General features: G+C 51.2%; 9 protein-coding genes. 1 reads left to right on the forward strand and 8 read right to left on the reverse strand.

Features of this window, described 5'->3' with window-relative positions; translation table 11 throughout:
- Positions 1-45: 45 nt before the first annotated feature.
- On the forward strand, positions 46-1,293 hold the full coding sequence (locus V0288_RS00700) for a PulJ/GspJ family protein (RefSeq protein WP_332863073.1): 1,248 nt from the start codon (positions 46-48) through the stop codon (positions 1,291-1,293).
- Positions 1,294-2,405: 1,112 nt separating this feature from the next.
- Here V0288_RS00700 and V0288_RS00705 read toward each other — a convergent pair.
- The 8 genes from V0288_RS00705 to nifB all read right to left on the reverse strand — a co-directional run bounded on the left by V0288_RS00705 (position 2,406) and on the right by nifB (position 11,685).
- Entirely contained in the window at positions 2,406-2,717 is a 312-nt protein-coding gene (locus tag V0288_RS00705; protein ID WP_332863074.1) for a Mo-dependent nitrogenase C-terminal domain-containing protein, read from the reverse strand.
- A 332-nt stretch (positions 2,718-3,049) separates the two neighbouring features.
- Entirely contained in the window at positions 3,050-4,585 is a 1,536-nt protein-coding gene (nifK, locus tag V0288_RS00710) for a nitrogenase molybdenum-iron protein subunit beta (protein ID WP_332863075.1), read from the reverse strand.
- A 136-nt stretch (positions 4,586-4,721) separates the two neighbouring features.
- Positions 4,722-6,158 carry a nitrogenase molybdenum-iron protein alpha chain gene (gene nifD, locus V0288_RS00715; protein ID WP_332863076.1) on the reverse strand — a complete coding sequence of 479 codons (1,437 nt, stop codon included), beginning with the start codon at positions 6,156-6,158 and terminating at the stop codon, positions 4,722-4,724.
- 86 nt (positions 6,159-6,244) lie between these two features.
- Positions 6,245-7,123: a nitrogenase iron protein gene (gene nifH / locus V0288_RS00720; protein ID WP_332863077.1), complete on the reverse strand. Its 879-nt coding sequence runs from the start codon at positions 7,121-7,123 to the stop codon at positions 6,245-6,247.
- 390 nt (positions 7,124-7,513) lie between these two features.
- Positions 7,514-8,419, reverse strand: coding sequence for a Fe-S cluster assembly protein NifU (nifU, locus tag V0288_RS00725; protein ID WP_332863078.1), 906 nt, complete (start codon positions 8,417-8,419; stop codon positions 7,514-7,516).
- A 62-nt stretch (positions 8,420-8,481) separates the two neighbouring features.
- The gene (gene nifS / locus V0288_RS00730) at positions 8,482-9,684 is read right to left on the reverse strand and encodes a cysteine desulfurase NifS (protein ID WP_332863079.1); all 1,203 of its coding nucleotides are present in this window, start codon (positions 9,682-9,684) and stop codon (positions 8,482-8,484) included.
- A 138-nt stretch (positions 9,685-9,822) separates the two neighbouring features.
- On the reverse strand, positions 9,823-10,200 hold the full coding sequence (locus V0288_RS00735; protein ID WP_332863080.1) for a 4Fe-4S binding protein: 378 nt from the start codon (positions 10,198-10,200) through the stop codon (positions 9,823-9,825).
- Positions 10,201-10,215: 15 nt separating this feature from the next.
- Complete coding sequence (gene nifB, locus V0288_RS00740; protein ID WP_332863081.1) at positions 10,216-11,685, reverse strand: nitrogenase cofactor biosynthesis protein NifB; 1,470 nt, start codon at positions 11,683-11,685, stop codon at positions 10,216-10,218.
- Between the last annotated feature and the right edge of the window lie 255 nt (positions 11,686-11,940).

The raw sequence follows: 11,940 nt of genomic DNA on the forward strand, positions 1-11,940 counted from the left end.
TCGCCAATCGAATATTATTAACAAAATTAATGGAAGGGTAACGTCATGCGCCTCTATCTTGAATACATTCTCTCTATCCACCGTCCGTCTAAGATCCCCACGCGTCGTCAACTTAGGACAGGCTTTACATTAATTGAGTTAGTCGTCGCCGCTTTTTGCATGCTCTTCGTGGTATCGATCGCTGGAAGCGGGCTGGTTAATTTGATGAGAAATAACTACAAAGCGAACGCCGACAGCGATCAACGCAATAGCCTTCAGCGCGCGCTAGAGCTGATGAGCAACGAGATCAGACGGGCGAAAGTAATCGCCGCCTCTACGAACGACATTCAATCCACTCAAACTTTTGACTGGAGCAAGGACGCGAATAAAAAGCCGATCTTGGCTTTCCGCATCACGGACCCCGACGATCCCACGCGGGCAATTAGCCAGCAGATTATCTACTACGTTCAAAAAGGCGATAATCAGTGGAACAATTCCAGTAACTCTCCCGTGTTATGGCGTTACGGCCCTCCCGTAGACTCCGAAGGCAACTACAAAGACCTCGAAGATACCGGTCAATGGAAGGCAACTCCCTTAGTATTCGGCTTGCAGGACGCGATCTTGGAAGAGTCTAAATTGGATTGCGATCTCTACCGTGATTCTCCCGATTTGCAAAAGGAATGGCAAAGATTCCCGGCTTTCAACACTTCCGATCCCGTCCCGGGAATGTACGCCTGTGTCAAAAAAGTTGACGGAACTTCGGCTCAAAATTATGGGACTCAGGTTGTCCTAGTCGCGAGTACCGAGACGAAACTCGCGATGGGTGATTCTTCTTCTTTGACCTTAAGTTCCAAAGTTTCGGCTCCCGCGGAGGATCGTTCTTACATTATCTCGCAAAGCAAGACTAATCTTCCAGCGTCGGCAACGGTTAAAATTCAGCAAGGAAATGATGTCCTTCGTATTATTCCCGTTCAAGAATCGTACGTCATCCCTAAATTGATAGAAGGAAAATGCGATTCCGTATGCCAATATGATGTGGGAGGAAATTACGATGAGTTAGTAGGTTTCGACACAATTAAAACAGCTCCGGCTAACTCCGATATTGTCGTTTATTTGGGAGGTACGGATAGTATAAGTGGGAACGTGGGCGGCGTTCAGAAAGTATCCGCTTATACTCGAGATAATCCGCCACCATCCAGTGTCAATTTTTCTCGGCCTTTGACCAATGAAGAGGTTTTATTGGTTGTGACCGACCTACAGGTAACTCCAAATCAGACTTATGTAGTTTTACTAACTATCAAGCCAACGACATGAGCGGATGTTCGAGAGGTCGAGGACAAGGGTTTTATCCCTTATCGCTCCATCGAGTAGCGACCGGCAAAACCCTTTCCTTCTTGAATAACCCGTTAAGGCCAACGCGAATTCGGAAAAGCTCACCGATACCCCGGAAAACTCGAACCGATGCAACCGATACCTGATTTCGGTTCAAAGTTTGGGAAATTTTACGCGACATTAGACAACGGGAATCGTGCTACTTAAACAACTCCCGATCCGAAATCTAGCCCGAATTCCCTTTCTAAGCGGTGAAGGCATCCCGACTCCGGGTTGGCCGATAGCGGAAACGCGAAGACATGGTGCTTCTCGATAGAAAACCTCCACGCGATTCCGTCGGGATTACATCTTTACTATCTATCAAGGTGTTAAGCTGTCCATAAATTAAATGGAATTTACGATTGATAACGCTGTTAGGCATCTAAATTTCCGGGGTGATCCAAGCCGAGCTAGGGGTTCAGCACCCGAAACACGCGATTTAAAATACGTGCGGCTTACCCTCATCCTTAATTTTTAGCTTTCGCTCCCATTGAATAAGTAAACTTCTTTCATTTAAAAGTTTATGTAAAAGAGTTTCTAAGTCTTCTTTTGATTTAAAAAATCGATGAGATACAAAGTTTTTTGCGAAATGCCAGATCGATTTAGTTAAATTTATATCCAGGCCGGATTCTAACCAATATTCCAAAATCAAAAATCAAATCCGGTATACGATCGGTAATTGAGTGTGAATCGATTTTGCCGGTATCAAAATGCCGGGGAGCGTTCGATAATCTTTCCCGGAGCGCGCTTCTCCTTTTGTCCCCGTTCTTACTCGACCCCACCCTATAGCGCTCTTCGATCACTCCGGGGTAGGTTACGGTTAGAATCACAAGCGGAAACGCGGATCGGATCGGAACTTCCCGAGAAGAGAGGGTGATCACGTCTCGAACGGGAGAAACGGTTGGTAACTCGCGAGCGAAATCCTTCCCCGATCGGAATTTTAAACGGGCGATTCGAGAGCGATCGCTCTTCGAGCGGGAATGGAAAAAAATTACCGCTAGAGGAATAGTTTCTAGGTCGGAAATTGTTGCGTGAATTCTGGCTATTTTGGACAATTAACAGATATAACGGCTAATATCTTCCCCGCGCTCGTCCGCGAGATAACTGAGAGCGCGGAAACGGAGGGCGACCGTCTCATCGTAGAGGGGATTTAATTTGCACAGGGGAGGGATATGAAAAAGGGTACGACCGAAAAGAGTAACATCTCGTTCAAACGGGCAACAACAGGGGATAACCCGAGCGAGGAAACGCGCGAATCGGACATCTTTCACTTGAATACTATCGATCGAGTGTCGGAGCGGGGCGAGAAGATCGGGAAAGCGATTCGGTTTGCCGGGGAGTGGCGGATGGGAATGAGTTAGCGTCATAGTCGTTAATTCTGGATAGGTGGGATGAGCTTTTATGGCTTTTTCGGTGCGATTTTCTTTTAGAAAAGAATCGATATATCGGGAGAAGGATAGAAAAAAAATCAGCCACGATCGAAATTTATATTCTCTCTCGGTATCCTAATCACTAGGGCTATTTTTATACTATCGCCTTTCTAGCCGTAAGGAAGTATAGAACGATTCATTTTCTTGCAATTTAAAATAAAAAAAATTCTTTTCTTAAAGCATTTAAAAAATGCTCCAAAAATTTACACGGAAACACAAATAGTTAATAGTGAACGCTCTCACTATTAACTATTCGGGCATTGAGCGGATTAGCGGATCAAGTCGTAGGAAATGTCCGTTTTCGCCGGGACGATCGTGTTGCGATCGAGTTCGTCGAGGATGCTGTTCGCGATCCAGTTGAGTAGGTTAATCGCGCCGTTGTAACCGATCGTGCTATAGCGGTGGAGGTGGTGGCGATCGAAGATCGGGTAGCCGATGCGGATTAACGGGGTTCCGGTATCCCGCCAGAGATATTTGGCGTAGGAGTTACCGATTAAGAAGTCAACCGGTTCGGTGAACAGGAGCGATCGCATATGCCACAGGTCTTTACCACCCCAAACCGTCGCGCCTTTGCCGTAGATACTGCTATCAAGGAGCGCTCTCGCTTCCGCTTCAAATTCTGGGGTGGAGTTGGTAACGAGGACGTGAACCGGTTCGATACCCACTTCTAACAGGAATTGCAGTAAACCCATCACGAGATCGGGATCGCCGTAGAGGGCGGCGCGTTTGCCGTGTAACCAGGCTTGGGTGTCGGTGATCGCGTCTACCGCGCGGCCGCGTTCTTTCTCGATTTCCGCCGGGATCGGATTGCCGGTGAGTTCCGAGAGTTTCATGAGGAATTCATCGGTGGCTTTGATCCCCCAGGGACGGGATACCGAGGTGGGCCGTCCCCATTCCTTGGCGATATAGTCGCGGGTTTTGCTGGTGGTGTAGGTTTGCAGGGCGATCGTGTGTTCCGCGTTGATCGATTCCGCCGCTACATCGAGAGGGGTTCCCCCTTGATACATCCGGTAAGTTCCATCGTTGGGAGAATCGAGATAATCCTCGTTATCGGCCAGGATGGTCGCGTTAACGTTCATCGCTTTCAACAGGCTTTTCAGTTCCCGGAAGTTGCCCATATAGGTCTCGAAACCGGGGATAAAGTTAATCGTCCCGTTGGTGGTTTCCTTTTTCTTACCCGCGGTCAGGGTGGTGAGAATCCCTTTCATCATGTTGTCGTAACCCGTGGTATGGGAACCGACAAAGCTGGGGGTGTGAGCGTAGGGAACCGGGAAATCCTCGGGAATCGAACCCTGATTTTTCGAGGTGGTGATGAACGCGCCGAGGTCATCCCCGATAACTTCCGCCATACAGGTGGTGCAGACGGCGATCATTTTCGGTTTGTAGAGGGCGTAGGTGTTAGCCAACCCTTCCACCATGTTTTTCAGTCCACCGAACACCGCCGCGTCCTCGGTCATCGAGCTAGAAACCGCGTTGAAGGGTTCTTTGAAGTGACGGGTGAAGTGGGTACGGAAATAGGCTACACAACCTTGGGAACCGTGAACGAAGGGCATGGTAGCCTCGAAACCGACCGCGGCGAGGATCGCGCCGAGAGGCTGACAGGCTTTGGCGGGGTTAACGGTGAGAGCTTCACGGGCGAAGTTTTTCTCTCTATATTCCCAGGTTTTCGTCCAATCGGCGGCTTCTTTCACCGTTTCATCCGCGGGCATTCCCTCGAAAGCTTTTTTCGCTTTAAACAGTTCCTGATACTCGGGTTCCTGGAATAGTTCGGCGTGGTCTTTAATCTTGTCTACATTCTGAGCCATTTTCAGTTTCCTCTTGAGAAATGGTGATTAGATGAGAAGGCAGGAGGCAGAGGGCAGGAGGCAGGAGGGGGAGGAGGAGGGTAAATTTTATCGGGTTTACTCCCTATCTCACCGTCTCCTTATCTCTCCGTCTCTCTTACTTTTTCCAAGGAGCGCCGATCAGATCCCAGGTGGGGCTGTTGAGGGCTAGATCCATATCGCGGGCGAAGATGGCGAATCCGTCGTATCCGTGGTAGGGACCGGAGTAATCCCAGGAGTGCATTTGACGGAAGGGAAGCGCCATTTTCTGGAAGACATACTTCTCTTTAATCCCGGAAGCCACGAGGTCGGGTTTGAGGGTTTCGACGAACTTCTCGAACTCGTAACCGGTCACGTCGTCGTAGATCAGAGTGCTGTCTTCGATGTAGTGGGTGGTCCGTTTGTAGTCGTCGCCGTGTCCGAATTCATAGCCCGTACCGATCACTTTCATGCCGAGATCGTAGAAGGCGGGAACGACGTGACGGGGGCGCAGACCGCCGACCATCATCATCACGGTTTTGTTTTCGAGACGGGGCAGGTATTTGGCGATGATTTCATCGACTTGGGCTTGATATTGGGCGATAACGCGTTCGGCTCCTTCTTTGATCGTGTCATCGAAGTGAGCGGCGATCGCTCTTAAGGATTCGGCGATTTTGGTGGGGCCGAAGAAGTTGTATTCAAACCAGGGAATCCCGTATTTCTCTTCCATGTGGCGGCTGATATAGTTCATGGAACGATAGCAGTGGACGAGATTCAGTTTGACTTTCGGCGTGCATTTGATCTCGTGGAGGGTTCCATCGCCCGACCATTGCGCGACGACGCGTAAGCCCATTTCTTCGAGAAGGATGCGGGAAGACCAGGCATCTCCACCGATGTTGTAGTCGCCGATAATCGCGACATCGTAGGGAGAGGGTTCAAAGCCGAGATCTTCTTTGTCGGCGGCGGGGAATACCCAGTCGCGGATCGTGTCGTTGGCGATGTGGTGTCCGAGGGATTGGGAAACGCCGCGGAATCCTTCACAACGAACGGGAACGACGGTTTTATTGATTTGTTTCGCGGTTTTTTTGGCGACCGCTTCGATGTCGTCTCCGATGAGACCGATCGGACATTCGGATTGGATGGACACCCCGCCGTTGAGGGGGAATAATTCTTCGATCTCTAGGATCAGTTTGCTCAGTTTTTTGTCACCGCCGAACACGATGTCTTTTTCTTGGAAGTCGGAGGTGAACTGCATCGTGCCGAAGGTATCGATGCCCGTGGTGCCGATGTAGTAGTTGCGGCGACCGGACCAGGAGTAATAACCGCAACCGACGGGCCCGTGGGAGATGTGGATCATGTCTTTGATCGGTCCCCAAACCACCCCTTTCGATCCGGCGTAGGCGCAACCACGAGTGGTCATTACACCGGGAAGAGATTTGACGTTCGATTTAACCCCGCAATCGGCTTTACCTTCTTCAAAGACGTTGAGGTGTTTCGAGCGTTTTTTCTGGGCTTGTTCGGGATAAACCGACAAGACCTCCTCGATTAATTGTTTCTTTTCTTCTGTGGTCGTCATAGCCGTGTTCTCGGGTATCAGTAGTGTTGGGATTCGGAAGACGGGGGAGGTAGAGACGCGATCGGATCGCGCCTCTAGCGCGTTAACTAGACGGTCGCGGGAGCTTTGCCTTGATCCGCGGCGAGCGCTTTTTCGTATTCGGCATCGCCACCGAGTAAGCCGAAGTCGATGAGCAGTTCTTCGAGTTCGTCCATCGTGATCGGGGTCGGGATGACGAGGTTTTTGTTTTCCTCGATTTTCCGCGCCAGGGTGCGGTATTCGTCCGCTTGGGGGTGTTCGGGGGAGTATTCGATCACGGTCATCCGACGGATTTCCGCTTCCTGTACCTGTTTGCTACGGGGTACGAAGTGGATCATTTGAGTGCCGAGGCGACGGGCTAATTCTTCGATCAGTTCGACTTCTTTTTCGACGTTACGGCTGTTGCAGATCAGACCGCCGAGACGGACACCGCCGGAGTGAGCGTATTTGAGAATCCCACGGGCGATGTTGTTAGCGGCGTACATCGCCATCATTTCCCCGGAGGTCACGATGTAGATTTCTTGGGCTTTGCCTTCCCGAATGGGCATCGCGAAACCACCGCAAACCACGTCGCCTAACACGTCATAAGAAACGAAATCGAGGTCTTCGTAAGCTCCATTTTCTTCGAGGAAGTTGATGGCGGTGATGATCCCCCGACCGGCGCATCCTACACCGGGTTCCGGACCACCGGACTCGACGCAACGGACATTTTGATAACCGTTGAGTAGCACTTCTTCGAGTTCGAGGTCTTCTACGGAACCGCGTTCCGCCGCTAGGTGAAGAATCGTGGTTTGGGCTTTACTGTGTAACATTAAGCGGGTAGAATCAGCTTTGGGGTCACAACCGACGATCATGATCCGGTTTTTTTCAGCTAACGCCGCGATGGTGTTCTGGGAAGTGGTGGATTTACCGATACCGCCTTTGCCGTAAAATGCTATCTGACGCATTGTGATTTCTCGCTTAAACTAGAACAATAAGTGAACGAACGTTGGGGTGATTTTAGATACCGATCGGGGAAACCGGAACGTTTTCAGTGATAGGTAGGGATTTCGCCCCTTCGATTTCTCGGAATTCTCGCTCGATCGATCTAAAATCCGGGTGAAGTGAAAGTTTGAGAGGGTATAGGTTCGGGTAGGGTTTTAGATGGGGGGAAGGGGATAAGACAGAGCGAAAATATTTCGTTACGCTTATCCCGGTCAATCATCTAATCTCCTGTTGGACATTTTCGGATGGGTTATCCTTTCTGTCCGTTGAGAGAGCGTCGTTCAGGGGGCGCTCGGCGAAGCCGCGCCGGAGGCGACCGCTCTCTCGTTTTACCGGAGAGATAAATCATGGGTTTACACCGATTCAACGATAATGTCGGGAGAAATACGCTCTTTGAGACGCGCCTCGATCGCTATCTTTAAGGTGACGGTACTACTGGAACAGGAACCGCAAGCGCCTTTGAGAATGACTTGAACGAGATTCCCGCTCACGTCGAACAGTTCCACGTCGCCGCCATCTTCCGCGAGGACGGGTTTGATCTCTTCTTCGAGAATTTGCTGGATTAGATTAATTTTTTGCAGGTTAGTCAGGGGTCGAGCGCTAACAGCAGTGGACACGCCACCGGAGCGCGACGGGTGAGTAACCGAGTTTGCCATCGCCACGGTTTGCGCTTTCTGTTTAGCAACTTCGGCGATGAGGTCATCGATGTCAGCGAGGCAGGAACTACAGCCGCCTCCGGCTTTGACGTAGTGGGTAACTTGTTCGGCGGTGGTGAGGTCGTTTTCGAGGATAACCCGACGGATTCGGGCATCCGTGACCCCAAAGCACTTACAAACGAGAGCGCCTTCATCATCTTCATGGTTGTCGAGAGGGATTCCCCGGTAGTTGAAGATCGCGGCCTCTAGCGCTTCCTGTCCCATGACGGAACAGTGCATTTTCTCTTCCGGCAATCCCCCCAGAAAATCGGCGATGTCTTTATTGGTGAGTTTCAGGGCTTCATCGAGGGTTTTGCCGATGATCAGTTCCGTCAGAGCGGAGGAGGAGGAGATGGCGCTGGTACAGCCAAAGGTTTGAAATCTCGCGTCGAGAATGATGTCGGTGGCTTCATCGACTTTCAGGTGCAGTCTCAGGGCATCCCCGCAGGCGATACTTCCCACTTCCCCGGTCGTGAGCGCTTGACCGTCCTCTTTTTCTGTAATCGCTCCCTGGTTGCGAGGATTATAGAAATATTCCATTACTTTGTCTGTATATTCCCACATGGTCAATTACCCGTCGTTACGAATTATTTAGGAGTTATTTAGGGGCTGAAAGCCGGTAGCTTCTATCGGGCTAAAACCGCCTGTTCTTGCTCTTTGAGCCAGTCCGCGTCATCGCTGTTAAAGGGAGAGAGGGCGCGGAGACGCTCGGTGATCTCGGGCAGGACTTCCAGGACTCGATCGATCTCTTCGGCGGTGGTGTACCGGGAGAGACTGAAGCGGATCGAACCGTGCAGGACGCTATAGGGTAATCCGTAGGATCTCAAGACATGGGAGGGTTCGAGCGAGCCGGAGGTACAGGCGGAACCGGAAGAAGCGCAGATCCCGTAGCGATCGAGGGATAATAAAATCGCTTCCCCTTCGATATATTTGAAGCCGATATTGGTGGTGTTCGGCAGTCTCTGCACGGGATGACCGTTGATCGCCGTGTCGGGAATCGTCGTCAAAATGCCGTGTTCCAAGCGATCGCGCAGTTGTTGTTCGTGTTCGACGTTAACGAGGTGATATTCCGCCAATTCCGCCGCTTTCCCCAGCGCAATCAATCCGGGTACATTTTCCGTTCCCGCGCGGCGGCCTCTTTCCTGGTGTCCGCCGATTAACAGGGGACGGAAGCGGGTTCCGCGACGGATATATAACGCGCCGATACCTTTAGGGGCGTGGAGTTTGTGACCGGAAAGGGTGAGAAAATCGATCGTGCTAGTTTTCATGTCGAGGGGAATTTTTCCCACCGCTTGCACCGCGTCCACATGAAAGATCGCGCTGTATTCTTTGGCCATCGCGCCGATTTTTTCGATGGGGAAAATCACCCCGGTCTCGTTATTCGCGTACATCACCGACACGAGCGCGGTATTTCCGGTTAACGCGGCGCTTAATTCATCGAGATCTAGCTGTCCCTGTCCGTTGACCGAGAGATAGGTCACGGTGTAATCCTGTTTCTCTAACTGTTTGCAGAGATTGAGGACGGCGGGGTGTTCGACAACGGTGGTGATAATATGTTTGCGATCGGGGAGGGCGCTTAACGCGGCTCTAATCGCGGCGTTATTACTTTCCGTCCCGCAACTGGTGAACACGATCTCGGAATGATCCGCACCCAACAGGGAAGCCACTTGATCTCTGGCCGTTTTGACCGCTTTGCCCACTTGCCCCCCGAAGGTGTGCATACTAGAGGGATTCCCGTAATACAGGGTTAGGTAGGGCAACATTGCCGAGAGGACTTCCTCATCGATTTTCGTCGTGGCGTTGTTGTCTAGATATATGCAATCTCTCATGGCCGGATACCAGGTGATTAGATGATGAAGTGAAGGTGTCGGGAGTGGGGAAAGAACAGGATTTCTCGATCTTTTTCTGTCTGCCTATTGTTCTCTCATTTTTGGTGGATTACGCTTCGCTAATCCACCCTACCCACCCTACGGCTGACCGCTCACGGAAATTAGGGATTGGAGTTTCCGGGAATAGGTATCGAACCAGGTGTCCCAATATTGCGGTTGTTGCCGTGTTTTGAGATTTTTCACCAGTCGATCGTAGTGGTTGAACCAAGATTCCCAATAATCATCGGAAGCGGGTGAACTCGGTTGACAAGCGGAGGTTGTCGGGCAGAAAGAGGCACACTGGGGCGTTCCGTGATAACCGACGCAATCGTTACACAGTCTGGGATTGATGAAGTACACCCCGTTGATGTTTTTAATAGCGCCCGTGGGGCAGTGAGGACGGCATCGATCGCAACTGATGCAGGACTGGGTGATCGTGTAAGCCATGATGTGTACCCCCTCTAACCGAATAGTCAACTTGTCATCCGTTTCTTAATGCGTTTGAAGTTGCGTTTCCCGGTATTTCTCGTAGTAATCGAGAGCGACCTGGGTGATCGTGTCGTAGCCTTCCACCGGTTCGATTCCCGCGGCGCGCAGTTGATCTTGGGGGCAGGAACCGATTTTCGAGGCGAGAACGGCTTTACAATCGGCGATCGATTTGATAATTCCCTCTAGCGTCGCGTCTTCGCCGTAACCGCTCTGGCAGTAGTTATCGATCTTGCGGTGGCCGACGAATTTCGCTTCCACACCATCCACCTCGAAGACTTGGAACTCTTTCGCGTGTCCGAAGTGCTGGTTGACGATTCCCTGTCCTTTGGTAGCCACGGCGACGAGGATTTTCGGGCCGGCTTGACCTTTTTTCGCGGCGGCTTTGGCTTCTTTGGCGGCTTTCAGTTCGTCGCGGAATTTGGCGATCCCTTCATGGACTTCTTTGCGTTTTTCGAGATCGTATTCCGGAGACATCTCCATGAATTTGTCTTTGGTGAACTCCTGCGATCGATCTTCACCCAGTAATCCCACGGCATCGGCGCGGCATTGACGGCAGTGGCGCATCATTTTCATGTTGCCCGCGCACGCGTCTTGAAGGGCTTTCAGTTCTTTCGGGGTGGGGCCGCGCTGTCCGGTCAGTCCGAAGTAGGTTCCGTGTTCCGCCGCCGAGATCAGGGGCATAATATTGTGGAGGAACGCGCCTTTCGATCGGATCACCTGATTCACTTCGGCGAGGTGTTCGTCGTTGATACCGGGGATCATCACCGAGTTCACCTTGCAGAGAACATCGTGTTCGCGGAGCGCGTCGAGGCTTTCCATCTGGCGCTCGTGGAGGATTTTAACGGCATCGACTCCCTTGTAACGTTTGCGATTCCAACGTACCCAGGGATAGATTTTCTCGCCGATTTCGGGATCGACCATATTAATGGTCAGGGTAACGTGATCGACGTTCAGTTCTTTAATTTTTTCCACGTATTCGGGAAGCATCAAGCCGTTGGTCGAGAGACAGAGTTTGATGTCGGGAGCTTTTTCGGCGATGCGATCGAACGTTTCAAAGGTTTGTTTCGGGTTGGCGAGCGGATCGCCGGGGCCGGCGATTCCTAACACGGTCATTTGGGGAATTTTTCCGGCGATAACTAACACTTTATGCGCCGCTTCTTCCGGTGTCAGAACCTCACTAACCACACCCGGCCGGCTCTCGTTCGCGCAATCATATTTACGATTGCAGTAGTTACATTGAATATTGCAAGCCGGGGCGACCGCGACGTGCATCCGAGCGTAATGATGATGCGCTTCCTCGCTATAACAAGGATGTTTTTCAATCCGTTGACGGGTTTTCTCGTCCATCTCCGGCGCGGGCGCGGAACCACTATCGCACCCGCAGTTACTAGCGGCTTTTTTCTCGGTCGTGGAAAAGGTCGGCAGTGTCGCGGCTTGGGGCGCGGCAGTTAGTGTGCTGGTTGTCTCTAACATTGAATTCCGTGATACTCGTTGTGGACAGAATCAAATCTCGGAACGTTGGATCGGCGAAATCGTGTTGTCTCGATCGACTTTCAAGTACAACTCTCTCGCTCGTTCAACTCCTCTCTCTTTGCTGATGAACAAGTTATACCACCCCCGTCCGGCGGTACTCGCGAGGGTAGATGCGTTCAGATTGATTGAGTTTATCTAGCGCGTACTCGCGCCTAGAAACCCTTACGAAATCAGGAAAAAATTTTTTTTCAGGGA

The organism is Pannus brasiliensis CCIBt3594 (assembly GCF_036688125.1).
Classification (GTDB): Bacteria; Cyanobacteriota; Cyanobacteriia; order Cyanobacteriales; family Microcystaceae; genus Pannus; species Pannus brasiliensis.

What these genes read in the sequence shown, in the direction of transcription:
- V0288_RS00700 (WP_332863073.1), top strand. Translation starts at nt 46, where the DNA reads ATGCGCCTCTATCTTGAATACATTCTCTCTATCCACCGTCCGTCTAAG.
- V0288_RS00705 (WP_332863074.1), bottom strand. Translation starts at nt 2,717, where the DNA reads ATGACGCTAACTCATTCCCATCCGCCACTCCCCGGCAAACCGAATCGC.
- nifK (WP_332863075.1), bottom strand. Translation starts at nt 4,585, where the DNA reads ATGGCTCAGAATGTAGACAAGATTAAAGACCACGCCGAACTATTCCAG.
- nifD (WP_332863076.1), bottom strand. Translation starts at nt 6,158, where the DNA reads ATGACGACCACAGAAGAAAAGAAACAATTAATCGAGGAGGTCTTGTCG.
- nifH (WP_332863077.1), bottom strand. Translation starts at nt 7,123, where the DNA reads ATGCGTCAGATAGCATTTTACGGCAAAGGCGGTATCGGTAAATCCACC.
- nifU (WP_332863078.1), bottom strand. Translation starts at nt 8,419, where the DNA reads ATGTGGGAATATACAGACAAAGTAATGGAATATTTCTATAATCCTCGC.
- nifS (WP_332863079.1), bottom strand. Translation starts at nt 9,684, where the DNA reads ATGAGAGATTGCATATATCTAGACAACAACGCCACGACGAAAATCGAT.
- nifB (WP_332863081.1), bottom strand. Translation starts at nt 11,685, where the DNA reads ATGTTAGAGACAACCAGCACACTAACTGCCGCGCCCCAAGCCGCGACA.